The following is a 24154-nucleotide window of genomic DNA, read 5'->3' as shown; positions in this document are numbered from 1 at the left end:
ACTCACTCACATCCGTGTCACCAGTCGGTCGACACGTAGTCCTTGAGGAACTGACCCCACACATGGGTGCCGGTGTTGTGCCCGGCGATGATGGGGTCGACGATCCGGGCCGCGCCGTCGACGATGTCGAGCGGCGGATGGAACCGGTGCTCGGCCTGCTTCTGCTCGGCGATCTCGATCGGATCCTCGTCGCTGACCCACCCGGTGTCGACGCTGTTCATGTGGATGCCCGAGGCGTGGAAGTCGGTCGCCGACGTCCTCGTCATCATGTTCAGCGCCGCTTTCGCCATGTTGGTGTGCGGGTGTTTCGTCGTCTTGAACCGGCGATAGAACTGCCCCTCGACCGCTGACACGTTGACGACGTGCTTGCCCGTGCCCGGGGTGCGCTCCATCAGCGGCTTGAGGCGAGCGTTGAGCACGAACGGAGCGATGGCGTTGACCAACTGCGTCTCGAGCAACTCCACCGACGAGACCTCGTGCAGCAACAGTCGCCAGGAGTTCCGGTCGCGGAGATCGACCTGCTGGAGGTCTTGATCGAGGCGGCCCTGGGGGAAGAGATCGCCCTGGGCCTCGAGTTCGTCGGGCAGGAGCGGCGTCTGTGACATCTCGGCCGCGTGGGTCAACCCGGCGAGGTCGCCGCCGTCGGAGAGCGCCGGGAGCGCTGCCGGCTCCTCCCCCGGGAGCAGGTGGTAGCCACGCAGCCCTTCGTACGCGCCCACGAGCGCCAACACCTCGGGTGTCAGTTCGTCGAGCGCAGCCGTCTCCCCCTCGAGCATGTGGCGGTAGAAGTCCGGCGGTCGCCGCACGGTCTGGCAGGCGTTGTTCACGATGAAGTCGAGGCGGTCACGGGTCTCGAGGACGTGCTGGCAGAACGCCTCGACACTCGGCGTGTGTCGCAGGTCGAGGCCGAACACCTCGAGACGGTCGCCCCACTCGGCGAAGTCCGGTTCCGCCGCGTAGCGAGCGGCGGCATCGCGGGGGAACCGCGTGACCACGATGAGGTCGGCACCACAGCGCAGGAGTTTGATCCCGGCCTGATAGCCGATCTTGACCCGGCCGCCCGTGAGCAGGGCGACCATGCCCGACAGGTCTGCCAACTCGGAACGCTTGGCGAAGTTGACGTCGCCGCAGTCGGGGCAGAGCTGGTCGTAGAAGTGGTGCACGGACTGGTACTTCGTCTTGCAGATGTAGCAGTGCTGTGGATCGCTGGTCTCGCGGAACGCCGGCGACTCGACGTCGTCCTGGACATCGTCCTGGACGAAGTCCTCCGGCGGGAACGTGTTGGGCGTCGTGAACACCGGCTTCGACCGGAGGGTGCGGATCCCGGTCGAGTCGAGGATCGCCTCGTCACGGGCGAGCTTCTCGGCCCGACGCTTGTTCCGCTTGGCCTTGACGCGGAGTCGTCGTTCCTCGGGGTCGGCGCAGAACACGTCACCGGCCGCGTTGAGCAGCGCCACGCGTTCCTCCGGGCTCAGATCCGAGAGCACGTCCTTCGATCGGGCGATCTGCTGGAGGAACGCCGTCGTCTCGAGCAGGCGGGCGCGCAGGTCGTCCTCGTCGTTGTTGCTCATCGACTGTTCACCTCCTGCGGCGCCGCTCGACCGCGGCGGCTCGTCGTTCCTTGCGGACCTGGGCTCGTTCCCACTTTCGCTGCCGGCTGCGGCAGGCCTTTCGACAGAAGATCTGGTTGGCGGTTCGACGCTCGAAGAGGTCGCCACAACGCCAGTACTCGCACACCGCGAGCCGCTCGGGATCGAAGTCGCCGTCGTCTTCCGTGGGTGCGGTCACCTGCGAGGGAACAGAGAAAAAGGAACGAGCCGCCGGCACGGATGCCGACGGCTCGCTCTCGAGATCTCAGAGGATCAGAGTGCGCGGACGTTCTGGGCTTCGTCGCCCTTGCGTCCAGGGCCGATGTCGAACTCGACACTCTGCCCTTCGTCGAGCGACTTGTAGCCGTCACCGACGATGTTGGAGAAGTGGACGAAAACGTCGTCGCCGTCCTCGCGGGAGATGAAGCCGAAGCCCTTCTCTGCGTTGAAGAACTTCACAGTACCTGTTGCCAAAACAATCTCTCTTCAGTGATGAGCCGATCCTGTGCCGACTCTGCGGAACAGGCTAGACGCTCATCCGGCGCTTCACACCTAGAACTCGATCAAGCATTCGTCGGTGACGACTCCAGCGGGGTACGCGGCGCCGAGCGCGTCGGCGATCCGCTCGGCGCGGGCGACGTATCCAACCGGGTTCTGATGGATGCCGTCGGTGTCGAACCAGTCGTCCTGGACCCCCGATGCCCAGTCGTAGACCCGCATGTTCGGATACTTCGGGCACGCCGCCATCAGCGCGTCGTTCCACGGCGGCATGACCTCGGAGCGCCACGACCCGGTCGTCGCGATGGTCTTCACGTTGACCCAGAGCACCGGGTCGCCGTCGGCGATCTCCATCATCATGTCGATGCGGTCGGCCAAGGACGTGGGCGCACCGATGCCGACGTTGGCCGCGTCCATCGTGCCGAGGGCGAACACCCAACACCCCCGGTAGCCCGCGTCGCGCCACTTCTGCGCCGAGTCGAGCGCTGCCGGGTTCTCGCGGTACGACTCGATGATCGCCCGTCCTCCGGCGATCTCGTAGTGCTGCGTCGTGGCCCCGATGCGTGCGTACTGGGCCGAGATCTGCTGGTCCTCGTCGGGGATGTAGACCGACGACACCAGACCGAGCGACGTCGAACCGCCCACGTGGACCACCGAGGTGCACGGACCCAGCGCGTCGGGATCGGCTCCGGCGGTGGTCGGCGCCGCTTCGGCGGCGTCCTCCGAGGGCTCGGCCGTGACCGTCTCACTGACGGCGAGGTCCTCGTTCCCGGGCGCGCCGTCGACCACGTTCACGCCGGCGAAGCCGGCGAGCGCCGGGAGGAGGATCGCGAGCAGCCCACCGAACGCCACCGAGCGGCGGGTCGATGATCCCGCCATGCGCCGGAGCTCGCCTCGCTTCCACTGCTCCCACAGACGTCCCAGTGCACCGTGACGGATCGGATCCTCGACGAAGCGCCACGACAGCGCAGCGACGCCGAGCGTCGCTGCGACCTGCAAGGTGCCGCGCACGAGACCAGGGCCGGCCGCGCCGGACGGTGTGGTCAGGACGATGATCGGGAAGTGCCACAGGTAGATGCCGTACGAGCGTGTGCCGACCCATCGCATTGGTGCGCAGCCGACGATCGGTGCAAGTCGTGACGCCGGATGGGCCAACGACGCGACGGTCGCAGCGACGGCGACGGCGAGGACGACGAAGCCACCTCGGTACAGGAACGGGGAGAACTCCTCGGCCAGGAGGAACATGGCGCCGATGACCAGCAACCCGGCACCGCCGACGGCGTCGATCGTCGATCGGGCGCCTTCGGTGACCGCAGCGCGGAGCTTCTGGCTCGGCCACACGGTGGCGAGCGCCGCCCCGACGAGCAGTTCGGCCGCACGGGTGTCGGTGCCGTAGTAGACGCGCGAGGGGTCGGCGCCCGGCTCGTACAACGCGACCATCAGCACACCCGACACCGCAGCCAACGCGAGGATCCCCAGACCGAGCCGCGGGCGCAGGAGGCCCGGTCGACGTTCGTTCACGATCCCTGCGGCACCCAACAGGAGCAGGGGCCAGACGATGTAGAACTGCTCCTCGACCGACAACGACCACAGGTGGTTGAGCGGACCCGGGGCATCGAACTGCGCGAAGTACGAGACCTCGCGGAACACCAGCCACCAGTTGTTCACGTAGAAGGCCGCCGTCCCCGCAGCCGTGCGGAACTGGGAACTCTGGTGTGGACCGACCACGGTCACCCAGGCCGACACCACGACCAGGAGCACGAACAACGCCGGCATGAGTCGCCGGAAGCGGGCGACCCAGAACGACCGGAGGGTGAACGTCCCGGACCCGAACTGCGTCAGCAGGAGGTCGGTGATCAGATAGCCGGACAGCGTGAAGAAGACACTGACGCCGAGGAGGCCGCCGGGAACCGCGTCGATTCCGAGGTGGTACACGATGACCGCGAGCACCGCGACCGCCCGCAGACCGTCCAGACCCGGCATGTAGCGACGCCCGCTCTTGATCGGTTCAGGCACGTGTTCCCAGCTTCTCGCTGTCCGGTGGTGGTCGTCGGTCGCCGCCGCAGCAACGGTCGGAGAATCGTACTGGGCCCCGGTGCCGCGGCTACACAGGGCGGGTGAGCACGACCGAGACCTGCCCCATCTGCACCATGCCTGACCTCCTCGAGGCCCCCGACGGCTTCGAGTGCGCCACCTGCGGACACGAGTGGACGCCCGAACCGTCCGACGAACTGGGCGAGATCCTCGACGCCAACGGCAACGTGTTGGCCACGGGCGACACCGTCACGGTGGTCAAGGACCTCAAGGTCGACGGCAAGACCGGCGGCGTCAAGATCGGCACGAAGATCAAGTCGATCCGGCTCGTTGCCGGCGACCATGAGATCGACGCCAAGGTGAACGGCCGCTCGCTGCTGGTGAAGGCCGAGTTCGTCAAGAAGGCGTGACGCCGGTCAGACCGGCGTCGGCGTCCAGGTGACGATGTCGCGCCCTTCGGAGTAATGCACAAGCGCAGGCCGGTCCGGAACGGTCAGACCAGCAGCAGCCGGAAGCGTGTTCATGCGCAGGTCGACCTCGGCCGCGCGGAGCGGCCACATCCCGTGGATCTCGTCGCCGCGGCACAGGCGACCCCGGCGATCGACGACGTACATCGAGTACTGGTCGGCCAGCCATGACGCCGGCGAGTCGGGGTTGTGTTCCACCGGCCCGAGCGGGCGGTACGTCGCATCGAACGACGCCGCCGGGGCATCGGCACACCAGCGAGGACCGCTGGTCACCTGCCATCCGTCCCGCATCTGCCGGGTCCGTGTCCCGGCGTAGAGATACGGCAGGCCGATCGTCCACCGGGTGATCATGCTGGCGATCCGCTGCGCTCCCTCGATCGCGAGGAAGAACACGCCACGGCGACCCTCGTGGACCACCGGGACCAGCAGGTCGACCTCCCCGAAGCGACGAAGCCACGGCGGCACCGGGAACCGACGGGCGGTGACGTCGGCGACCTCGAGGGCGATGACCGAGATCCAGGCGGTCCCGTCGACGACCTGGATCTCGAGCGAGTCGGGCACGGCGGAGCGGAGTTGCTCGACCGGCACCGGGTAGTGGAGGAAGAGCACGTGCTGCTCACGCTGCGCTGCCGACCACGGACGATCGGGAGCCCACTTCGCGAGCGCGGGGTCGTCGAGGAGGCGCTCGACCCAGGCGGTCACCGTCGCGGACCTCGATGGATGACGTGGGCGAGACGGCCGAAGACGTCGGGGATCTCGGACGACCAGGGCTCTCCCCTGGCGAACCGACGCTGGTCCATCCACCGCAGCGGCGTGAGAGCCCACGGCTCGTGCAGGCTCCACACGTGGCAGCGTCGGGCCTTCATGCCTTCCCGACCGAGGATCGCGTTGACTGCTCGACGTGCCGCCTCGTTCGCTCCCTCCATCGTGGCCAGATCGGTGTTCGTGCGGACGTAGTCCGAAGCGAGGTACAGGTTGGGCAACTCGGTGTGTGCGTGCGGCCGGAGCCACCAGGTCCCACGCTCGTTCACGAACAGCGGTTCGTGGTTCGCCTCAGCCGTGCCGTCGGCGCCGAAGAACACGATGTCGGGATCGATGAAGAAGGAGTCGACGTTCGCATCGCTCAGGTCGACGCCGGGGAGGTGTCCGACACAGGCGCGGAGCTGGCCGAGCACCTCCGTGCGGATCTCCTCGAGCGTGCACTCGCGAGCCGTCTTGCCGTTCGAACCGGGCGAGTCCCAGTCCGAGATGTCGACCGAGAGCACGCCGTTGACCCGACCGCCGGAGTCGGCGCTGAGCCGGTGGTGCGGCCAGAACTGCTGCTGGCTGATCGAGGTCAGCCCCCAGGCCGAGCCGACGTAGATGCTGTGGCCACGCACGATCTCGGTGTCCTTGCGGAGGTAGATCTGCATGCCGCTCATCCACGCGACCCGATCGGTGAGCTCCCGCGTCGTCGCCAGGGACGGCACGGCGTCGGCCAACTCGTCGGTCACGAGTGCGGCCACGGCCTCGACCGGCATCGCCAGGATGTAGTGATCGGCCGTGATCGTGCGGTCGCCGGTGTCGTTCTCGACGCGGATCCCCTCGATCTCCGAGTCACCGAGGAGGATCTCCTGGACGCGGTGGCCAGGGAAGAACCGCACGCCCCGCAGTCGCAGATAGTCCATCCACGGATCAATCCAGACCTCGTTGGTCGGGCCGTCGAGGAGGCGGTCGGACTGTCCCCCGGGCTTCCAACTCGACAGCAGGATCTGGATCGTGATGTCGCCCACGGTGCGGGCGCTCGCCTTGTTCCCCGACGCCGCGATGAGCGTCCGCGTCATGGCACCGGCGAACCACTCCTGGTAGCCGCTCGAACGATCCTCCGCCTCGATGAAGTCGGCCCAGCTCTGGTCCTCGTACTCCTCGAGTCGGCGGTCGCCGCAGCTGGTCATGATCTGCCAGAGCTTCCCGGCGAAGAACTCGATGTCGGCGGTCGACAGGTCCTTCGTGATGCCGCGCAGGTTGTGCAGCGTGTCGATCACGTCGTGGAGACTCCGCGGGCTGATCGCGGGGACCACGATCGGGTCCTGGCCGGCACGGGCGAACATCCCGTAGTCGGCGGCGACGAGGTTGTCGGCGACCGACTTCCCACCGACCGTGGGGATCCGCTTCATGGTGTCGATCACGTGGCGATAGAAGCCGGGGAAGAAGCGGAACCCGTGTTCGCTCGGCAGTCCGGCCTGCGAGGGCCGTTCGATCACCATGCTGCGGGCCTTGCCGCCGGGGATGTCGAGCGCCTCGTAGACGTCGACCGCGATCCCCCGCTCGAGGAGCTCCATCGCCGCCGACAACCCGGCGACACCCCCGCCAAGTACTGCGACTCGCATGTTGTGCCTCTCCCCGTGTCCCGAGTGACCGACACTACACTCGCCCCAGAAGACCCGGCGCCGAGCACTGGACGGTCGTGAGCGAGACAAAGGCAGTGGTTGCCCCGAGCGCCCGGACCGGACGGTTCGCTGCCGAGGCCGACGCCCAGGTCGCCGCAGTGGCGGACGATCCGACCGCTCGCTATCGACTCGCCGAGAGCTTCTACGTGTGTCACCCCGGCGAGGGCTGGCACAGCTATGGGGCATCGGAGCTCGCCTTCTTGAAGTGGGAGATCCACCGAGGCGTGCTCGACCCCGTCGGCGACGCGGTGAAACCGGGCAGCGCCTGGTGGCGAGCGGTGAACGCCGAGCTCCTGCGCGACGCCATCGAGGCTCGTCTGATGTTCGACGCCGGCGACACCGAGCCCGGATCGACACGTGGCGTCCGGGCCTGGCAGCGCTTCCTCGCCGATCCCCACGCCACCTCGTGGTATCGGGCGCACAACACGAGCATCGCCCTCGGCTATCTCCACCACGTCGCATCGGCGACCGACGAGGAACCACACGAGCAGAAGCTCATGAGCCTGACGCTGACCCGGGTGCTCTACGCCCAGGCGATCGTCGAGGACCACGACTGGGCGCTCGGCCATCTGTCGCGGGTGGCTCGATGGTTCTTCCGACCATCCGCCTCGGGCGTGAGCATCGCGATGCACGTACCCGACCTCTCTCCGCAGCACTACCCGTTGCGGTCCGACCTGCGACGGAGGACGCCCGCCTGGACGCACCTCGGCGACCCGTTCATCTGGTTCGTCGACCACGTCCTGATCGGCTCGCGCCTCGACCAGCTGTACGACCTCACGGCCACGTCGCTCGACCTGCCGGAACTGCGCCGACTCTCCCGGTCGGGCGTGGCGTCCTACCCCTGGGGCCATGGCCTGCGCGACCCCGAGGTGGCGGCCATCAGCGTGAGTGACTTCCCCTCTCCCCTGCAGCGACGGCTGGGCCGGCTCTTCGGTGGCCGCGCATGATCCAGCTGCCGTGGGTGATGAACCAGCGCTGGGAACACCTGCTGTACCTGCACTACCGCGTCGATGCCGCCGAGATCGCCGACCTGGTGCATCCCGACCTGACGGTGGACGAGTTCGACGGCTCGGCGTGGGTGACGCTCATCCCCCTCCAGCTGGAGGCAGTGCACCTGCGTGACCTTCCGCCGATTCCCGGGACCACCCACTTCCCTGAACTGAACCTGCGTACCTACGTCACCAACCGCGGCCGGCCGGGCGTGTGGTTCCTGAGCATCGACGCCATGAGCTGGTTCAGCGTACGAGTGGCCAAGCGCGTCTTCCGGCTCCCGTATGCGGATGCCGACATGCACTTCGGGGTCGAAGGTGGCGCGTTCCGTGCGACGAGTCGCCGCCACGGCCCCGTTTCCGCGACCTTCGACGCGACGTTTGCACCGACGTCCGCGCCGCTCGGCGACCGCACGGCCCTCGACGAGTTCTTGGGCGAGCGCTACTGCATGTACACCCACGGATGGCGCGGACGGCTCGACCGCGGCGACATCTCCCACGTGCCCTGGGTCCTGCGATCGGCCGACGTGGAGGTCCGGAGCAACGAGGTGCTCGACGCCGCGGGCGTCCACCCGTTGTCCGAGCCCGTGACCGCGTACTCCGACGGGACGCACGCCATCGCCTGGCCGCTCGTTGCTGCGTCACGCGAGCCGCGGGCCTGGCCGCGCCGCTGAGGCGCTGAGCCGACGGTCAGTCCGTCACGCGAAGGTCGGGAGCCCCAGCGCCGCCTCGACGTCGGGGCGAGCGTCGGCACGCGTATAGACCGAGTCGCTCTGCATCGCCTCGACCTCCGCCCGGCACCCGGCCAGGTCGGCCAGGTGCGCCGCCAACAGACCGATGTGGGGTGCACGTGCACCCCGGGCTGCAAGGAGCAGCGCTCGGGCGTCATCGATCTCGCCGGTGGCGAGCAACACCGCAGCGAGTCCGACTGCGGCGTCGTTCGACAGCCGAGCGATGCGACCGAGCAGCGCTTCGCGGGCGAACGGCACGGCCAGTGCCTTCGCTGCCGCTGCGTTGCCGTCGAGGGCCAGCGCTGCGACCTTGACCACCACCGCAGACGCCTGCAGGAACTCGTCCACGTCGTCGCGATCGAGCAGGTCGACGGCGAGCGCGGGATTGCCGTCGATGATCTCCACCACGGCGAGTTCTGCGAGCAGGTGCGGCTCGGTCGCGACCAGTTCGGCGTACGGGCCGGCCCGGTACCACTCACGACACGAGGCCCTGGCCGTCTCGAGGTCGCCTCGCATCGCCGCCGGCGCCGCTCGGGTGTACGTGATGCCCGCGGCCACACTCCTGGCGTTGTGGGAGTCCGGCTCGATCGCGGCCAGATGCCCTGCGGCGTCGGACAGCATCCGCTCGACGATCGGGCTGTCGATCATGGCGTTGGTGAAGGCGAGCAACCAGCACCCGGTACCGGCCACCGCGGGGAACGGACTGATCGTTGCGTCCTGGGCGATCCGGATCGCCCTGCCCCAGTCGTCGATCGCGACCGCGTGCAGCAACCGCGCGACGAGGAGCATCCCGCCGATCTCGTGGTCGGGTCCGAATCGTTCACGCACGACCTCGAGACCCGTCGGGACTCCCGTGCCTGCCATCGCCGACACGCTCGTCAACAGGAAGGACAAGCGAGCGGCGTCCTCCCATCGATCGGATGCCGTCGCGTGGGAGTAGGCCGCGACCAGGTCGCTGTGGACATGGCGGGCCTGCGCCACCGAACGCGACGGGATCAGCACCGTGCCGTCGGACGGCACGAACGTCGCCAGGTGATGCTCGAGGTGCGCGTCGCGCGCTGCTGTCAGCTCGTCCTGATCGACGAGCCGCAGCCGCGCATAGGCGCGAAGGGTCTCGAGGAGGCGGAAGCGGTGCCGGGCGCCAGCCCGCTCGACGGTGAGGAGTGAGCTCGCGACGAGATCTTCGAGCCGGTCGATGGTCTCCAGTTCACTCGAGCCGATGACCGCCGCCGCCGCCTCGACATCGAACGAACCCGCGAACACGCCGAGCAGCCGGAAGCACCGTTGGTCGTCCGGTTCGAGGAGCCCATAGCTCCACGCGACGGTTGCTTCCATCGTCCGCGATCGCCGTCGGCCGCCACTGCGCAGAACGCTGAAGCGATCCTCGAGATGACGCCCGAGATCGTCGAGTGACAGGACCCCCAGACGGCTGGCTGCCAACTCGAGCGCGAGCGGGAGACCATCGAGGCGCCGGCAGATCTCGACAGCCTTCGGACCCGTGATCTCGTCGAGAACGAACGACGGATCGGTCCGCCGCACACGGTCGACCAGCAATTGCACCGCCGGGCTGTCGACCCCGTCGGCGGCGAGTGGACCGAGCACGTGCACTCGCTCGGTGTCGATGTCGAGCGCCCCCTGGCTCGTTGCGAGGAGTCGAGCTCCGCCGGCGATCGATGCAACGGCTTCGGCGAACTCGGCGACGCCTTCGACGACGTGCTCGCAGTTGTCGATCACCACGAGGGTGTCCTGGTCCCCCAGGTGCTCGAGCACCGCTGCGGTCGGCCCGTCGGCGCCGACCGTCAGCCGGAGTGCACCGGCGACTGCCGCCCCGACGTCGAGATCGTCGCTGACGCCGCTCAGGTCGACGAAGTAGGCGCCCGCGGTGCGGTTGAGGAGCTCTTCGTGGGCGACCTCGACGGCCAGGCGGGTCTTGCCCGACCCGCCGGGTCCGGTGATCGTCACGACTGGAGAGGTCGTCAACATGGCGCGGATCTCGCGCACCTCCTCGTCTCGCCCGACCATCGTGGTGCCCGCAGGCGGAAGGTTGGTCCGCGTCGGGTCGGTGCCTCGCAAGGGACCGAAATCGCCCTCGCCCAGCTGATGGACCTCGACCGGCTCGTCGACTCCACGCAGCGGATACGCACCGAGCGGGATCGTCTCGACCGGGGCCGCCAGGTCCACGGTCGCTGCGGAGACCAGCGTCTGCCCACCATGCGCGAGGGAATTGATGCGGGCGCACACGTTCACCGGTGTCCCGAGGTAGTTGCCGTCGCGGAAGTCGGCAAACCCGAAGTGGATGCCGATCCGGACCTTGAGTGGCGTCGCCGGAGGCCATGGTGCAACGGCGACGGCGCTCTGGATCTCGTTCGATGCCGACAGAGCGTTCCGTGGATCGACGAACGCCATTCCCAGACCGTCGCCGAGATGGGTGAAGCACTCGCCCGAATGCCGGGCGCAGATCTCACGGAGCAACCGGTCGTGCGTCTCCAGCGCCGTGGTCATCGCGTCGGGATGCCGCTGCCACAGGTTGGTCGAGCCCTCGATGTCGGTGAAGACGAAGGTCCGGAGTCCGGAGCGCGGACGTTCGCCCCGCGTCGGCGTCGGGACGCCGAGCGCGTCGATGACCGAAGAGTCGAGGAGAGCGACGTCGAGTCCGCGGATCCCGGCCGGATCGAGCATCTCGTGTGCCCGTTGGTAGGCGTGCCTGCCTTCCTCCACCCGCTGGGCATGCACCAGTCCGACGACGAGGAGCGCCCACCGGCGACCGCGCATCGGCTGCGCCTCGACCAACTGTTCGCTCCGGCTGATGGCATCGGCCCACTGTTCGGCGGCCAGCATCGACGCGACCAGGTCCTCCTCGACCCGATGACGGAGATCCTCGAGCGCTCGGATCTCCACCCGCGCGCCGGACGACGGGGCGAGGTCCTGGAGGGCCGGGCCACGCCAGAGCGCCAGGGCGGCCTCGAGCCACTCTCGCCGCGCCGGCGTCGCAGATGCGTCGACCGACACCGCAGCAGTGAACTGGTTGACGTCGACCTGCGCTGCGTCGATGGCTAGGCGGTACCGGCCGTCGACCTCCTCGATCGCATCGGCGCCCAGTTGGGCCCGGAGCCGATCGACCGCCGTGTAGAACAGCGCCGGCGCGTCGATGGGGGCTCCTGCGCCCCAGGCGGCATCGATCAGGACGTCGGGTCCGACGAACTCGGGCGCTCGGATCGCGAGGATCGAGACGATCGCCCGTTCCTTGGGCGCATGCAGCGGGATCTCGGCGCCGTCTCGTTCGATTCGGAGAGGACCGAGGACAGCAGCCCGCATGAGAGCGACCGTAACAGGCACGCCACGTGCCACAGGTCGACGTGACCTCGTCGGACGACGACTCAGGCCGGGGTACGCCAGCTGAGGTCGTCGGCGGCGAGGTGATCGTGCCACCACGCCGGCGCTGCGGCCATCAGACCGCTCATGTCGCTGTAGTCCCGCCACTCGACGATGACGCCGTCGACGACGCGCTGATGGGTGGCGAACTCGAGCGTGTAGCGATGGTCGTCGTCCCATGTCCACGACTCCGAGTGGACCGAGACGACGTGCTCACCCTCGACGATCGTGTACTCGGGCTGATTCGTGTAGTCCGCGAGCGGTGCCAACCCGAGCTGGAGCCGCTTCACGATGTTGGCAGGGCCCGTCGCGCCGTTCTCCCGGCCGATCGGGACATCCCAGTACTCGCTGCGGTCGTCGAGGAACGCGGCGAGCCCGTCCCAGTCGCGCCGTGCCAGGGTCGCCCAGAACCGTTCCACGAGTGCTCGTCGTTCGTCGTCGGTCATCCGAGCAACGTACCCGGCCGGCATTACCCTCCTCGCCGTGAACCCACGATGGTCGAATGCCGCCGAACGGATCGCACGATCGGTGATCGGCTTCGGGGCCAACCGCGTCGCGTCGAACGACTGGCTCATGGGTGTCGTGTACGACCTCCAGAACGAGACCAACTTCTCCGGCCTGTCCGAACACGAGGAGATGTTGAGCGACACCGAGCGGGTGCGCGCCTACCACGACGGCATCCATCGCCACGTCCGACCCGGCGACGTCGTCGTCGACCTCGGGACCGGGACCGGGCTGCTGGCGTTCATGGCCAGTCGTGCGGGTGCGTCGAAGGTCTACGCCGTCGAGCACTCGGACTTCATCGAGGTCGCCCGCGAGATCGCGGACCACAACGGCATCACCAACATCGAGTTCGTCCAGGCGAACAGCCGTGAGTTCACCCCACCGGAGCCGGTCGACGTGGTCCTCCACGAGCAGATGGGCGACGAACTGTTCAACGAGAACATGCTCCAGAACCTGCTCGATCTCCGCGATCGGGTCCTGCGCCCCGGAGGGCGCCTGCTCCCCGCCCACTTCCGCCTCTACGTCGAGCCCGTCTCGTTCCACGAGTCGATGCGCGTGCGGCGGTTCTGGAACATCGACCTCCCCGACGACATCGATCTCCGAGCGACGGAGCGGTCACCGGTCGCCGGTCGCTTCGACTTCGGGCGCACCGAGCAACTGTGGGCGCGGCCCGGGTCGGTCGCCGCGACGGTCGGGACGCCCGAACCGATCCTCGACTTCGATCTGCACACGCTCGAGTCGGTCGAGTCACTCCCCCTCGATCACGTCGTCGAACGGACGGCCTCGACCGACTGCATCGTCGACGGCTTCTGCGTCTGGTTCGAGGCGCTGTTCGACGACGAGACGATCCTCACGACGTCACCTCTGGCGCCGGTCACCAGTTGGGGCAACCGGATGTTCCGCCTCGACGACGACGTCGCCGCGGGCGAGGTCGTCCGATGCCACGTCAACCTGGGACGACTGGTCGAGCCGGGGACGTGGAGCGCGACACGCCTCTGACCGGCCCGAGAGGACCGGTCCCGAGAAGACCGGCCCGAAAAAGCGAACGAGCCGCCGACCCGGAGGGCCAGCGGCTCGAACGACGATCCTTTGGGATCAGACGACGCGAACGTTCTGCGCTTCGTCACCCTTGCGGCCGGGGCCGACGTCGAATTCCACGTTCTGACCCTCGTCGAGGGACTTGTAGCCGTCACCGGCGATGTTGGAGAAGTGGACGAACACGTCGTCGCCGTCTTCGCGAGAAATGAATCCGAAGCCCTTCTCAGCGTTGAAGAACTTCACGGTACCTGTAGCCAAAACAATCTCTTCTCAATGGCGAGCCAGTCTCTTACCGGCTCAAGAACCCACAGGGTACCCCGTTTCACGCTCGTTGCAGTGTCAGAGTGAAAGCCGACCCCTCACCGGGCGTCGATCGGACGGTCACCGAGCCTCCCTGCGCCTCGGCGAACTGGCGGACGATCGCCAGCCCGATGCCGGTACCGGGCTTGCGGTTGTCGGTTCCGCCGACCCGGTAGAAGCGCTCGAAGATCCGGTCGAGGTCGGGTTCGGCGATGCCATCGCCCTCGTCGGCAACCGAGACCGAGACCGAGGTCTCCGACGACTCGGCGCTGATGGTGATGGTCGATCCCGGGTCCGAGAACTTGGCAGCGTTCGAGAGGAGGTTCTCGAGCACCCGAGAGCACGCGGTGTCGTCAGCGAGGAGGAGCAGGCCGTCCGGGACGTCGTTGACCACGTGGTGACGTTCGGTCGCCAGCTGGATCCGGTCGATGGCCTCACCCACGAGCTGACGCGCGTCATGTGGTCTCGGGTCGACCTGCAGGAGCCCCCGCTCGAGTCGCGAGAAGTCGAGGAGGTCGTTGATCAGGTAGTCGAGCCGATCAGCCGAGACCGACACTCGTTCGAGGAGGTGGGCTCGGTCCTCGGCGGACATCGTGTCGCTCCGGTCCGAGAGCAGACCGGCGAATCCCTTGATCGCCGTCAGCGGCGTCCGCAGTTCGTGGGAGACCGTCGACAGGAAGTCGTTGCGGAGACCGTCGACCTCGCGCAGTCGTTGGCTCGCCTCACGCTCGCGCTCGAGCGCCGCCGACCTGGCGGCCTCGGCCTGGGCGCGCTCGGTGACGTCACGGATGGAGGCCGACACGACAGTCCCCCGGCTGGTCTGCAGCGGGCTCAGCGAGATCTCGACCGGGAACTCGGTTCCGTCCTTGCGGAGTCCGAGGAGATCGAGGCCCACCCCCATGGGTCGAGCCTTCGGTTCACGGACGTAGCCGAGCCGGTGTTGGGGATGCCGTCCGCGGAACCGCTGCGGCACCAGGACCTCGACCGGTTCACCGACGAGCTCGTCGCGGTCGTAGCCGAAGAGGTTCTCGGTCTGGGCGTTGACCAACTGGATCGTCCCCACGGCATCGACGATGACCATGGCGTCGGGTGCCGACTCGACAAGGCCACGGAACATGGCCTCGGCCTCGGCTCGCTCGGTCACGTCGCGGATCGCCGCCGACACCAGCCGACCGTCCGCCGTCTCGATCGACGACAGCGAGATCTCGACCGGGACCTCCCGGCCGTCCTTCCGTCGGGCGACGAGGTCGAGTCCCGCGCCCATGGGTCGGGTCTTGGGCTCACGGAAGTACTGGTCGCGATGTGAGGGGTGGGCCTCGCGCAGGTCGAGCGGCACGAGGATCTCGACCGGCTGTCCGAGGAGCTCGTCACGCGAGTACCCGGTGAGCACCTCGGCCTGGGCGTTGGCGAGCCGGATCCGACCACCGGAGTCGACCCCGACGATGGCGTCCGGGGCGGCCTCGAGCAGGCCCCGGAACATGGTCTCGGCCTGCTTGCGCTCGGTCACGTCACGGATCGCCGCCGACACGCTGGCGCCCTGCTCGGTCTCGATCGGACTCAGCGAGATCTCGATCGGGAACTCGCTGCCGTCCTTGCGGAGACCGCGCAGCTCGAGCCCGTCGCCCATCGGACGGAACCGGGGGTTCTTCGCATAGTCACCGCGGTGACCCGGATGTCGTGGGCGGAACCGGTGTGGGACCAGGACCTCGACCGGCTGCCCGATCAGCTCCGACCGTTCGTACCCGAAGAGATTCTCGGTCTGGGCGTTGACCAGTTCGATCAGGCCGGCGGCGTCGACGATCACCATGGCATCGGGTGCAGCCTCGACCACGGCGCGGAACTGCTGATCGTCACGCCGACGTTCGCTCACGTCGCGCCCGATCACCGCAGCCCCGATGACGGTTCCCGTCGCTCCGACGACCGGCGACACCGACAGCGACACGTGGACCTCGGTGCCGTCTCGTCGTTGACGCACCGTCTCGTAGTGGCGAACGGTCTCGCCCCTGCCGATGCGGGCGAGGATGTCGGTGATCTCGTCTCCCGTGTCGTCGGTGGCGAGCATCGAGATGTTGCGGCCGAGCGCCTCGGCCTCGCTGTAGCCGTAGAGGCGTTCGGCCGACGGGTTCCAACTGGTGATGGTCCCGTCGAGCGACTTGGTGAGGATCGCGTCCTCGGAGTGCTCGATCACCGCCGCCATCTGTTGCCACTCGGCAACGGCACCGGCGCGGAGCCTGTCGAGCGCATCGAGCCGGCGACGTTCGGCATCCTCGGCGTGCCCGGGGACCAGGGCGGCCTCGACGGCTTCGAGCAGCCGTCGCTCCTCGAACGGCTTCATCACGTAGTCGGCGAGGCCCACGCTCCACCCCGCCTCCTGGTCCTCGATGCTGGTGCGTGCGGTGAGCATCACGACCGGCACGTCGCTGCCGAGGTCGCGACGGATCGCCATCACGACATCCGGACCATCCAGATCCGGGAGCGTGTAGTCCATCACCACGACGTCGGGCAGGTACTTCTCCACGGCGACCAGAGCCTCGGCGCCGCTCGACGCCGTGACGACGTCGTAACCGTGACCGGCGAGCTGCATACGGCACAGGAGCAACATGTCCGCGTCGTCATCGACGACCAACACCGATTCTCGGTCACCCACCCTGCGCTCCTCGTCACCTGTCAACCGTCGTGCGGGGCGAAGGTAATCCGCTCGTCGACGCACCGACGGCCATCGACGACGGTGCTGGTGGGCAAAGCGCCCGATCGACGCACATCACCCTCGAAACGTCGGTCAGGAGGCGAGTTGGAGCGGGACCGACCGAGGGGACGTGCCGTCGAAGAACCAGTACGACTCCCCGCCGATTCGTTGCGGGGCGACCCACAGCACGTCTTCCGCACCGTCACCGTCGAAGTCGGCGACCGAGGGGATGTACGAACCGGAGATGTTGATCGACGCGTCCCCGTAGCCGGATTCGCGACCCCACCACAGGAAGTCCCTCGCTCCGCCGGGGGCGTACCAGACGATGTCGTCGTAGCCGTCGCCGTTGAAGTCGCCGGCGAACGGTTCGTAGACGCCATTGGCCGTCGCGCGTGTCGACCGGTGCGTGCCACCTCGCTCGAACGACCACCGGAAGTCGGCGGTGGTTCCCGGCGCATACCAGAGGACATCGTCGACCCGGTTGCCGTCGAAGTCCGAGACGATCGTCTTGTAGCGACCGTTGATCTGCGTCGGCCGGGAGGTGTAGCTGCCGCCGGCACGGAAGGACCAGATGTAGTCCTTGGCCTTGCCGGGCGCATACCAGACGATGTCGTCGACACCGTTCCCGTCGAAGTCGCCCACGAGCGGGTCGTAGGTCGTCCCGTTGATCGTTCGCGGTGATGAGTCGAAGCCGCCGTCGGAGCGGCCGGCCCACAGGTAGTCCTTGGCCGCACCCGGCGCATACCAGACGATGTCGTCGAGGCCGTCGCCGGTGAACTCGCCGACCAGCGGACGGTAGATGCCGCTGATCGTGGCGTCGCGCATGACGGTGCGGCCATTCGATGCGGTCGTCGCATCCATCGTGAGACGCCCGTCGGGACTGCCGCCAGGCCCGTAGAGGATCACTTCGCCGCGATGATCGCCGTTGAAGTCCCCTGCGAGGGGAAGCGTCCCCGGCGTGTCGAGCGGGTGCAGACCCGTCTCTCCGTCGATCGCCGGCCCGAGCATGAACTTGAACGTGACCCACAGTCTCCCGCCGGAGACCACCACACCGATGCCGACGCGGTTCGATTCACCCTTGATGTTGCGGTAGTGACCAGACGAGGCGACGAGCGCGTTGTGCATGGCGAGGACGTCGCCCTCGCTGAACGTCCGGTAGCCGATGTTCTCCGCGCACGACTGCCACGACGACGACGCTCGCTGACATGCCCCCCGGAGATCCGGATCGTGGTACAGGCGCTGGTCCTTCGCCATCCGCGCCGACCATGACCGTGCCGAGGACCGGAGCGACGAGTCGCGGACCATCGGCGGGAGGCCGAGATCGACTCGCTTCAGGTTCAGGAGCTGGAGGAACTCGTGTTCCATCTCCTCCTGCGACTGACCGGGGGCCGCGGACGCGTCGGTCGAACCGGCGGCGACGAGGAAGCTCGCGGCCAGCGCGGTCAGGACCAGCAGACGCAGTGTCCGTCGTAGCGGGGTCGTCGGAGAGGCCATTGCACCCTGTATCGGCCGGACCGCGCCGCGTCTTGAATGACAACTCGGCGACGTTGCCGATCGAGTGGCCGACTCCCCCTCGGGCCCAGGGATACCCTCGCCTCATGGGCCCATCGAACATCGACACTCGCCTCCTCGCGTCGGGCGAGGTCGCCTCGATGGCAGCCGCACTCGCCCGCTCGTTCCACGACGATCCGATCATGGAGCATCTCGTTCCCGAGCGCGATCACGTCGAGCGCATCGCGCGCTTCTTCACCGTCGATCTCACCGTGCTCCAGGTGCGTGGCGAAGTGCACGTCACCCCTGGGCTCGAGGGCGGTGCGCTCTGGGCTGCGCCCGGACAGTGGCGGATGCCCCTGCGCGAGATCGTCCGCCACGCGGTGCCGACCGCCCGCGCCTTCGGGCCCCGGGTCCCGCGGGCGCTCAAGACGCTGTCGGTCATCGAAGCGCACCACCCGGAGGAACCGCACTGGTATCTGGCCGTGTTGGGCACCGATCCGACCCACCAGGGCAAGGGCATCGGCTCGGCACTCCTCGCTCCGGTGCTCGATCGTTGCGACGACGAGGGTGTGGGCGCCTACCTCGAATCGTCGAAGGAGTCGAACATCCCCTTCTACCGCCGCCATGGCTTCGTGGTCACCGAGGAGATCGCTCTCCCGAACGGCCCCTCGGCATGGGGTATGTGGCGGGACCCCGCTCCCCGCTGAACTCTCCGACCCGGTCTGCGGGTGACCTCAGAGCTCGTCGGCGAAGACGATGCCGTCGATGTCCCCCGACCGGAACGGCAGGGTGAGCCGGGGTCGACGTTCGACCGGCGTCGCGTGGATCGGAGGATGCTCGGGGAAGCGGGTCGGGTAGTAGTTCCATTCACAGATCAGCGTCAGGGCCCGCTCCTGAGGGGCCATGGCGCTGAGGGTCTCGCGGACGCTCGGCGTCCGACAGGCCGCGATGGCCGCGTCGACTGCGTCCATGTCGAAGTGCGATGGCTCCAGGCTGGCGTCGTCGTCCGGGGCAGGACTGCGAGGGTGGTCGCCACCGAGCCAGAGGCTGGCGTTCTGCGCCGTGGGGAACGGGTCGACCGCGTGGCCGTCGAACCAGACGTTGAAGTGCACGTGTGGGACGCCCCAGGGAAAGGTGACCAGCGAGTCCAATCCGCTGTACCCGGTACGGCCCATCAGCTCGCCCCGCTCGAGGGTCTGACCGACCTCCACCTCGGCCCGTCCCGTGTGCGCGCAGCACGTCATGAGGCCGTCGCCGTGGTCGACCACGATCTTGAGGCCGCCACGGTTGTACTCGTCGTAGACCCGTGCGACCCGGCCCGGGGCAGGGCTGACCAGCGCGGTGCCGACGGGAACGGAGAAGTCGGTGCCGTTGTGGCTGTTGTAGGTGAGTCCTCGGTTCCGGAAGTCCTGCACCTGCGACTTCTCCACCGACCAACCGTCCTCGACCGGCGTCGGCGTGTGATTGAACAGGTTCGTGATGACGGCCTTGTGCTCCAGGCCCTTGCGGAAGCGGCCTGCCCACAACGGCAGGCTCATCCGTGGGTCGAGCATGCGAAGACTCGACAAGCCGAACTTCGACGGCGGGACGTCCTCCGCGCCCCGGATGGCGACGAGCGCCTCCTTCATACGGGCTCGCGGCTCCCGCAGCCCGATCGCCTCGTACCACGGGATTCCGACAAGTCGCTCATACAGCACGCAACCAACGTAGGACGCCGGCGCCGCGATCTCGTGGTGGCTCGCCCACCTGGGTCAGGCGGGCCCGGCTCCGAGAGTGTCGCCGGCCCCGACCTCGAGGTCCTCGTCGGGGGTGCCCGTCGCTGCCACCTTCGGCGCCGTGCTCTGCCGTTCGTCGAGCCAACGTGCGAGACGTGCCATCGCCCACACCAGGATGAAGTAGACGACGCCGATCGAGACGTACGCCTGGAAGTTCGTGACCTCGGTGTCGCCGAAGTTGGGCGTGCCCGCACCCCGTCGCACGAACTCCTCGTAGCCGATCACGAACCCCAGCGACACGTCCTTCGTGAGCGTCGCCATCTGGGCCACGATGGCCGGCACCATCCGGCGGACCGCCTGCGGGAGCACGACGACGAACATCATCTGCCAGTACGTCATGCCCACGGCCTGAGCGGCCTCCGACTGGCCGCTGTCGAGCGACCGCACTCCCACGCGGAAGATCTCGGAGAGGACGGCCGAGTTGTAGAGCACCAGCGCCACGACGACGGACCAGAAGGTGCCGAGGAGCGCATCGCCACCGCGACCGCGAGCGATCGAGGTGTCGATGAAGAACACGCCGAAGATCATGAGAAGCAGCGGGAGCGCCCGGAACAACTCGACCCATCCGACCGCGAACATGCGAGCCGGCCTCGACTTCGACAGGTGCAGGAGGGCGAGCCCGAACCCCACGGCGGTGGCGACCACGCCAGCGGTGATCGCAGCGCGAATCGTCGCCACCAGGCCCTCGCCCAGGAAGCGGAACGTGCTCTCTGCGAACAGGTCGGTCCAGCGGACCGCCTCCAACTGACCGTTGTCCTCGAGTCTGAGGTACATCCAGAAGACGACGAGGACGGCGACGACGGTGGCGACGCCGGTGCCGATGCGGACACGCCGACGACCTCGCGGCCCGAGCTCCTCGATGAGGACGTTGGTCGTCATCGCCGGATCGCGTAGCGCGCTTCGAGCCGGCGGAACACGAAGCCGGCAGGGAACAGGAACAACAGGTACAGCCCCGCGATGACGAACAGGACGCGCCACACGCCGGCGGACGCATCGTTGAACATGCGCTGGGACTGTGCGGTCAGCTCGAAGACGGAGATGGTGGACGCCACCGCCGTGTTCTTGAAGTTGGCGACGAAGAGGTTGCCGATGGGGCCGATGACGGTCCGGACGGCTTGGGGGATCACGACGAACCGCATGAGCTGCACGAATCCGAGCCCGATGGAACGACCGGCTTCGGCTTGGCCACGAGGAACGGCGTTGATGCCGGACCGCAGCGCTTCAGCCATGTACGCGCCGGTGTAGAGGCCCAGCGCGACGACGGCCGTCGGGTAGAAGTCGAACACCAACCCCAGGTCGCCGAGCCCGAACAGGGCGATGAAGAGCACCACGAGCAGCGGTGTGTTGCGGAACGCAGCGACGAACCACCCCGCCACCCGCACCAATGGGGGGATCGGGCTGACACGGAAGGAGACGACGATGACGCCCACGAGGAGGGCGAGGGCGAAGCTGGTGAACGCCAGCTTGACCGTCACCCACGTGGCTTCTCGGAGCGGGTCCTGGTACTCGTCGAAGAACTCAGACCAGCTCACGCCGTCTCCTTTCCGTGTCGTGCCGAACGATTGCTGTGGTGATCAGCAGCCTTCGTTGTCGATCGCGGGAGGATCGGGGGTGACCGATGCAACGGCGCCGACAGTGTCCTCGTAGATCTGGGCCCAGGTGCCGTCGTCGTAGGCCGCCTGCAGGATCTCGTTGATCTGGCAGCGCAGCTCCGAACCCTTGGCGACACCGATGCCGTAGGGCTCGTCGGTGAACGGATTCTCGACGAGTTCGTAGGCACCGTCGGACTCATCGGCGAGGCCGAGGAGGATCACGTTGTCGGTGGTGACGGCGTCGACTCGGCCCTGTCCCATGGCGTCAGCACACTTGGAGTACGTGTCGAAGGTGGTGACATCGGCATCAGGTGCCATTTCGTTGAGGTTCGCGAGCGAAGTGGAACCCTCGACCGTGCATGTCTTGATGTCGGCGGAGTTGAGATCGTCGATGCCGGTGATGCCCTTCGGGTTCCCCGCCTCGACCATGATGTCCTGGCCGGCCACGTAGTACGGACCGGCGAAGTCCACCTGCTCCTTGCGCTCGTCGTTGATGGTGTAGGTCGCGACCACCATGTCGACGGTGCCGTTCTCGAGGAAGGTCTCACGGTTGGCCGAGACGGCCTCCTGGAACGCGACCTCCATGCCGAGTTCGTCGGCGATGAACCGTGCGATGTCGGCGTCGAAGCCGACGACTCCGTCAGGCGTGTTGACGCCGAACAAGGGCTGGTCGTACTTGGTGCCGACCTTGAGCGTCTCGCCGGATGGCGTTTCTCCTCCCGTGCCGTCATCGGATGCGGTGTCGTCATCGTCGCCGCAGGCAGCGACGAACATGGCGAACGCCAGCAGCAGTAGTGGGATACGGATCATGCGCTTCATGGATGCTCCAGGGTTGGTTCGTGGTGATGTGAGGTGAGTTCGGTGGATGCCTTGGGGGGTCAGTGCGTGATGATCTTCGACAGGAAGTCACACGCTCGGTCGGTCTTGGCGTTGTTGTAGAACGACTCGGGGTCGTTCTCCTCGATGATCGCGCCGTCCTCCATGAAAACGACTCGGTCGGCGGCCGAGCGGGCGAAACCCATCTCGTGCGTGACCACCACCATCGTCGTGCCGGCCTTGGCGAGGTCGAGCATGACCTGCAGGACTTCGTTGATCATCTCCGGATCGAGCGCTGACGTCGGCTCGTCGAACAGCATCAGCTTGGGTTCCATCGCCAGCGCACGGGCGATCGCGACCCGCTGCTGCTGGCCGCCCGACAACTCCGCCGGGTACTTGTTGGCCTGGTGCCCCACACCCACCCGCTCGAGATGCTTCTCGGCAAGCGCGCGTGCCTCGTCCTTCGACTTCTTGCGCACCTTCATCGGGCCGAGGGTGACGTTCTCGAGGATCGTCTTGTGCGCGAAGAGGTTGAACGACTGGAAGACCATGCCGACCTCGGCACGCAACCGAGCCAGCTCCTTGCCCTCTTCGGGGAGCAGCTCGCCGTCGACACGGATCTCGCCTTCCTGAATGGTCTCCAGACGGTTGATCGTCCTGATCAGGGTGGACTTGCCCGATCCGGATGGTCCGATCACCACCACGACCTCACGCTCCTCGACCTCGAGATCGATGTCCTTGAGGGCGTGCATGTCGCCGTACCACTTGTTGACACCGCGCATCGTCACGAGCGCGGACGTCATCGCGCCTCAGTGTCGGGCAGGGTCTGGCTCGGAGAAGGATCCATCATCGCTCGCCCGACCGTAGCGATTTCGTTCCGACCGTGCGCTGGATCCTGGAACTCCGCCACCGACTCCGATCGCGAGGCAGCCTCGCGTCAGCCGGAGACGTCGTCCGGCCAGGACACCCATCGGTCGATCTCGATCCGGATGATCTGGAGGTCCGCGTCGACGTACTGCGGGTACTTCGCTCGGAGGAGTTCCGTCGCCCGCTCGGGCTCCCAACCGGGCTCGTCGAGGAGTTGCGCCGATCCGTCGATGCGCGCCCACCACAGCCGGTCCCAGTCGTCGTGGTACTCGTCGATCAGCACCGTCGCCGCCGGATGCGCCGCGATGTTGTCGAGCCGCTGGAGCGAGGTGGTGCGCTTGGGCTTGATGCGGTCGATCGGCGTGTAGAGCTTCTTCCCCTCGATCACGAAACAACACGGCACCGCGTGCGGGCGCAGCTCCGGTCCGATCGTGCACAGCACGGCCTTCGTCGAATCGATGACCCGCAAGCGAGGGGCGAGGTCGGCCATGAGATCGTCGTGGAGGCCCGGGTACGCCTCGAACAGCTCCGGTCCACGGCGGCGGATCTCCTCGATCGTGAACGTCCCGCCGACACCTTCGTGTCCTCGGCGTGGCCACTCGTCCGGGCCGTTCTCGAGGTAGAGCACGCCGTCACGCCACTCGATCTCGATGTACTGGCCCGGTTGACTCGCACTCCACCTGACATCCACGCCGCGCATCGTAGGAGGCCAGATCGGCGTTCCTGTGACATGAAGCGCGCTCCAGGCGCGCCTGGTGTCGCAGGAGTCCTCGGCGACGCCGGCGGGCCACATCAGCCGTCCCGAACTCGCCCGAGACGCAAAGAACCCCGGGCCGAGGCCCGGGGTTCTCGAGTGGTGTCGGAGAGAGGACTTGAACCTCCACGCCCTTTCGGGCACTAGCCCCTCAAGCTAGCGCGTCTGCCAATTCCGCCACTCCGACGTGGCCTCCCGGATTCCTCCGGGCGGACGGGA

At 67.6% G+C, this 24154-nt stretch carries 22 protein-coding genes and 1 tRNA gene; 5 read left to right on the top strand and 18 right to left on the bottom strand.

The genetic code is table 11. The annotated features are described in order from the left end of the window. Positions 1-17: 17 nt before the first annotated feature. From AB8619_RS07370 to AB8619_RS07355, 4 genes are all read right to left on the bottom strand, one after another. Positions 18-1571: an SDR family NAD(P)-dependent oxidoreductase gene (locus AB8619_RS07370; RefSeq protein ID WP_436795816.1), complete on the bottom strand. Its 1554-nt coding sequence runs from the start codon at positions 1569-1571 to the stop codon at positions 18-20. Between the two features lie 7 nt (positions 1572-1578). Next, positions 1579-1788: a hypothetical protein gene (locus AB8619_RS07365; protein ID WP_436795815.1), complete on the bottom strand. Its 210-nt coding sequence runs from the start codon at positions 1786-1788 to the stop codon at positions 1579-1581. A gap of 74 nt (positions 1789-1862) precedes the next feature. Continuing rightward, a complete protein-coding gene (locus AB8619_RS07360; protein ID WP_436795814.1) occupies positions 1863-2063 on the bottom strand; it encodes a cold-shock protein in 201 nt (66 codons plus the stop codon). Positions 2064-2141: 78 nt separating this feature from the next. Next, positions 2142-4103 (bottom strand): acyltransferase family protein, encoded by a 1962-nt coding sequence (locus tag AB8619_RS07355; protein ID WP_436795813.1) that lies wholly within the window; start codon positions 4101-4103, stop codon positions 2142-2144. A 101-nt stretch (positions 4104-4204) separates the two neighbouring features. Between AB8619_RS07355 and AB8619_RS07350 the strand changes: the two genes are divergently transcribed. Then, the gene (locus tag AB8619_RS07350; protein WP_436795812.1) at positions 4205-4531 is read left to right on the top strand and encodes a zinc ribbon domain-containing protein YjdM; all 327 of its coding nucleotides are present in this window, start codon (positions 4205-4207) and stop codon (positions 4529-4531) included. A 6-nt stretch (positions 4532-4537) separates the two neighbouring features. Here the strand turns inward: AB8619_RS07350 and AB8619_RS07345 are convergent, their stop codons facing one another. Together AB8619_RS07345 and AB8619_RS07340 are read right to left on the bottom strand one after the other, a co-directional pair. Further along, a complete protein-coding gene (locus AB8619_RS07345; RefSeq protein ID WP_436795811.1) occupies positions 4538-5290 on the bottom strand; it encodes a YqjF family protein in 753 nt (250 codons plus the stop codon). Next, positions 5287-6957, bottom strand: coding sequence for a hydroxysqualene dehydroxylase (locus tag AB8619_RS07340; RefSeq protein ID WP_436795810.1), 1671 nt, complete (start codon positions 6955-6957; stop codon positions 5287-5289). The genes AB8619_RS07345 and AB8619_RS07340 overlap by 4 nt, the downstream gene beginning before the upstream one ends. Positions 6958-7034: 77 nt before the next feature. On the opposite strand from AB8619_RS07340, the gene AB8619_RS07335 reads away from it, so the two are divergent. Continuing rightward, positions 7035-7964: a hypothetical protein gene (locus tag AB8619_RS07335; RefSeq protein ID WP_436795809.1), complete on the top strand. Its 930-nt coding sequence runs from the start codon at positions 7035-7037 to the stop codon at positions 7962-7964. Next, positions 7961-8680: a YqjF family protein gene (locus AB8619_RS07330; RefSeq protein WP_436795808.1), complete on the top strand. Its 720-nt coding sequence runs from the start codon at positions 7961-7963 to the stop codon at positions 8678-8680. The genes AB8619_RS07335 and AB8619_RS07330 overlap by 4 nt, the downstream gene beginning before the upstream one ends. Before the next feature lie 24 nt (positions 8681-8704). On the opposite strand, the gene AB8619_RS07325 is transcribed toward AB8619_RS07330, so the two are convergent. Together AB8619_RS07325 and AB8619_RS07320 are read right to left on the bottom strand one after the other, a co-directional pair. Next, positions 8705-12052 (bottom strand): BTAD domain-containing putative transcriptional regulator, encoded by a 3348-nt coding sequence (locus tag AB8619_RS07325; protein WP_436795807.1) that lies wholly within the window; start codon positions 12050-12052, stop codon positions 8705-8707. 62 nt (positions 12053-12114) lie between these two features. Next, entirely contained in the window at positions 12115-12555 is a 441-nt protein-coding gene (locus AB8619_RS07320; protein ID WP_436795806.1) for a nuclear transport factor 2 family protein, read from the bottom strand. Between the two features lie 37 nt (positions 12556-12592). On the opposite strand from AB8619_RS07320, the gene AB8619_RS07315 reads away from it, so the two are divergent. Further along, the gene (locus AB8619_RS07315; RefSeq protein ID WP_436795805.1) at positions 12593-13612 is read left to right on the top strand and encodes a methyltransferase domain-containing protein; all 1020 of its coding nucleotides are present in this window, start codon (positions 12593-12595) and stop codon (positions 13610-13612) included. Between the two features lie 96 nt (positions 13613-13708). Here the strand turns inward: AB8619_RS07315 and AB8619_RS07310 are convergent, their stop codons facing one another. The 3 genes from AB8619_RS07310 to AB8619_RS07300 form a co-directional block, all read right to left on the bottom strand. Beyond that, a complete protein-coding gene (locus AB8619_RS07310) occupies positions 13709-13909 on the bottom strand; it encodes a cold-shock protein (RefSeq protein ID WP_436795804.1) in 201 nt (66 codons plus the stop codon). 64 nt (positions 13910-13973) lie between these two features. Beyond that, on the bottom strand, positions 13974-16598 hold the full coding sequence (locus tag AB8619_RS07305; protein ID WP_436795803.1) for a hybrid sensor histidine kinase/response regulator: 2625 nt from the start codon (positions 16596-16598) through the stop codon (positions 13974-13976). 132 nt (positions 16599-16730) lie between these two features. After that, the gene (locus AB8619_RS07300) at positions 16731-18131 is read right to left on the bottom strand and encodes an FG-GAP-like repeat-containing protein (protein ID WP_436795802.1); all 1401 of its coding nucleotides are present in this window, start codon (positions 18129-18131) and stop codon (positions 16731-16733) included. Between the two features lie 104 nt (positions 18132-18235). Here AB8619_RS07300 and AB8619_RS07295 point away from each other — a divergent pair, with 104 nt between their 5' ends. Next, the gene (locus tag AB8619_RS07295) at positions 18236-18838 is read left to right on the top strand and encodes a GNAT family N-acetyltransferase (protein ID WP_436795801.1); all 603 of its coding nucleotides are present in this window, start codon (positions 18236-18238) and stop codon (positions 18836-18838) included. Positions 18839-18865: 27 nt separating this feature from the next. Here AB8619_RS07295 and AB8619_RS07290 read toward each other — a convergent pair whose 3' ends face one another. The 7 genes from AB8619_RS07290 to AB8619_RS07260 all read right to left on the bottom strand — a co-directional run bounded on the left by AB8619_RS07290 (position 18866) and on the right by AB8619_RS07260 (position 24122). After that, positions 18866-19828 (bottom strand): M23 family metallopeptidase, encoded by a 963-nt coding sequence (locus AB8619_RS07290; protein WP_436795800.1) that lies wholly within the window; start codon positions 19826-19828, stop codon positions 18866-18868. A gap of 54 nt (positions 19829-19882) precedes the next feature. Beyond that, positions 19883-20785, bottom strand: a complete 903-nt coding sequence (locus tag AB8619_RS07285; protein ID WP_436795799.1) for an amino acid ABC transporter permease — start codon at positions 20783-20785, stop codon at positions 19883-19885. After that, positions 20782-21438 carry an amino acid ABC transporter permease gene (locus AB8619_RS07280; protein WP_436795798.1) on the bottom strand — a complete coding sequence of 219 codons (657 nt, stop codon included), beginning with the start codon at positions 21436-21438 and terminating at the stop codon, positions 20782-20784. Before AB8619_RS07280 ends, AB8619_RS07285 begins: the two co-directional genes overlap by 4 nt. 42 nt (positions 21439-21480) lie before the next feature. Beyond that, complete coding sequence (locus AB8619_RS07275) at positions 21481-22317, bottom strand: glutamate ABC transporter substrate-binding protein (protein WP_436795797.1); 837 nt, start codon at positions 22315-22317, stop codon at positions 21481-21483. A 59-nt stretch (positions 22318-22376) separates the two neighbouring features. Next, on the bottom strand, positions 22377-23117 hold the full coding sequence (locus AB8619_RS07270; RefSeq protein ID WP_436795796.1) for an amino acid ABC transporter ATP-binding protein: 741 nt from the start codon (positions 23115-23117) through the stop codon (positions 22377-22379). Positions 23118-23251: 134 nt separating this feature from the next. Continuing rightward, on the bottom strand, positions 23252-23872 hold the full coding sequence (locus tag AB8619_RS07265; protein ID WP_436795795.1) for a TIGR03668 family PPOX class F420-dependent oxidoreductase: 621 nt from the start codon (positions 23870-23872) through the stop codon (positions 23252-23254). Between the two features lie 163 nt (positions 23873-24035). Beyond that, positions 24036-24122: transfer RNA gene (locus AB8619_RS07260), tRNA-Leu, on the bottom strand. Positions 24123-24154 lie beyond the last annotated feature (32 nt).

The sequence above is a fragment of the Actinospongiicola halichondriae genome, from assembly GCF_049103745.1.
GTDB classification, from domain to species: domain Bacteria; phylum Actinomycetota; class Acidimicrobiia; order Acidimicrobiales; family Salinilacustritrichaceae; genus Salinilacustrithrix; species Salinilacustrithrix halichondriae.
Note: the sequence above shows the minus strand (reverse complement) of the source record. Positions and strands in the feature narration are given on the sequence as shown.

Excerpts from the sequence above, each read along its gene's own strand:
- AB8619_RS07340 (WP_436795810.1), bottom strand. The coding sequence starts at position 6,957 with ATGCGAGTCGCAGTACTTGGCGGGGGTGTCGCCGGGTTGTCGGCGGCG.
- AB8619_RS07295 (WP_436795801.1), top strand. The coding sequence starts at position 18,236 with ATGGGCCCATCGAACATCGACACTCGCCTCCTCGCGTCGGGCGAGGTC.
- AB8619_RS07330 (WP_436795808.1), top strand. The coding sequence starts at position 7,961 with ATGATCCAGCTGCCGTGGGTGATGAACCAGCGCTGGGAACACCTGCTG.
- AB8619_RS07325 (WP_436795807.1), bottom strand. The coding sequence starts at position 12,052 with ATGCGGGCTGCTGTCCTCGGTCCTCTCCGAATCGAACGAGACGGCGCC.
- AB8619_RS07275 (WP_436795797.1), bottom strand. The coding sequence starts at position 22,317 with ATGAAGCGCATGATCCGTATCCCACTACTGCTGCTGGCGTTCGCCATG.
- AB8619_RS07320 (WP_436795806.1), bottom strand. The coding sequence starts at position 12,555 with ATGACCGACGACGAACGACGAGCACTCGTGGAACGGTTCTGGGCGACC.
- AB8619_RS07285 (WP_436795799.1), bottom strand. The coding sequence starts at position 20,785 with ATGACGACCAACGTCCTCATCGAGGAGCTCGGGCCGCGAGGTCGTCGG.
- AB8619_RS07370 (WP_436795816.1), bottom strand. The coding sequence starts at position 1,571 with ATGAGCAACAACGACGAGGACGACCTGCGCGCCCGCCTGCTCGAGACG.
- AB8619_RS07270 (WP_436795796.1), bottom strand. The coding sequence starts at position 23,117 with ATGACGTCCGCGCTCGTGACGATGCGCGGTGTCAACAAGTGGTACGGC.
- AB8619_RS07300 (WP_436795802.1), bottom strand. The coding sequence starts at position 18,131 with ATGGCCTCTCCGACGACCCCGCTACGACGGACACTGCGTCTGCTGGTC.